This window comes from Streptomyces sp. AC627_RSS907 (assembly GCF_019049165.1).
Genome location: NZ_JAGMUE010000500.1, coordinates 1 through 767, shown reverse-complemented (window position 1 = coordinate 767; position 767 = coordinate 1). Strand labels below are relative to the sequence as shown.

General features: G+C 65.1%; 1 protein-coding gene. It reads right to left on the bottom strand.

Annotated features, from left to right (window positions below):
- Nucleotides 1-767: MMPL family transporter (locus tag KUM32_RS36690; RefSeq protein ID WP_217146210.1), on the bottom strand; the 767-nt coding region annotated here is incomplete at both ends.

Genomic DNA, 767 nt, shown 5'->3' with positions numbered 1-767 from the left:
GGTTGAAGCTGATGCCGAGGAACGGGCCGCCGAGCACCAGGAGTACGACGATGACGCCGGAGGCGAACGGGACCGGGCGGCGCATCACCCTGGTGGCGACCTTGTGCCAGAAGCCGTCCTCGACCGACCTGGTCCGCTGCTTGGTCCACGACCACTTGTTGATGCGCGGCCCGATGACGGCCAGCAGCGCCGGCAGCATCACCAGGGTGGAGAGCGCGGCGAAGGCCACGACGGCGATGCCGGAGTAGGCGAAGGACCGCAGGAAGTACATGGGGAACAGCAGCAGGGCGGAAAGCGACAGAATGACGGTGATGGCCGAGTAAAGCACCGTACGGCCGGCGGTCTTGACGCTCGTGGCGACCGCTTGCTCGACCGTCGCGCCCTTTCCGAGTTCTTCGCGGTATCGGCTGACGACAAAGAGGCTGTAGTCGATGCCGAGACCGAGTCCGAGCCCCGTTGTCATATTCATCGCGAACACCGAGACGTCGGTGAACGAGACGAGGATCTGCAACACCAGCATGGCGCCGATGATGGAGACAATTCCGAGGGCCAGCGGCAACAGGGCGGCGATGACGCCGCGGAAGACCAGAATCAGCAGAATCAGGGTGATGGGCAGCGCGATGGTTTCCGCGAGGAGCAGGTCGTCCTGCGTCTGGACGTTCAGCTCGCGGTACGCCTCGGCCCGGCCGCCGAAGAGGACATCGAGCCCCTCGAAGCCGTCCTCGTAGTGCGCGAGCATCTTCTCCAGGTTGCCGTCCACCTCGTCC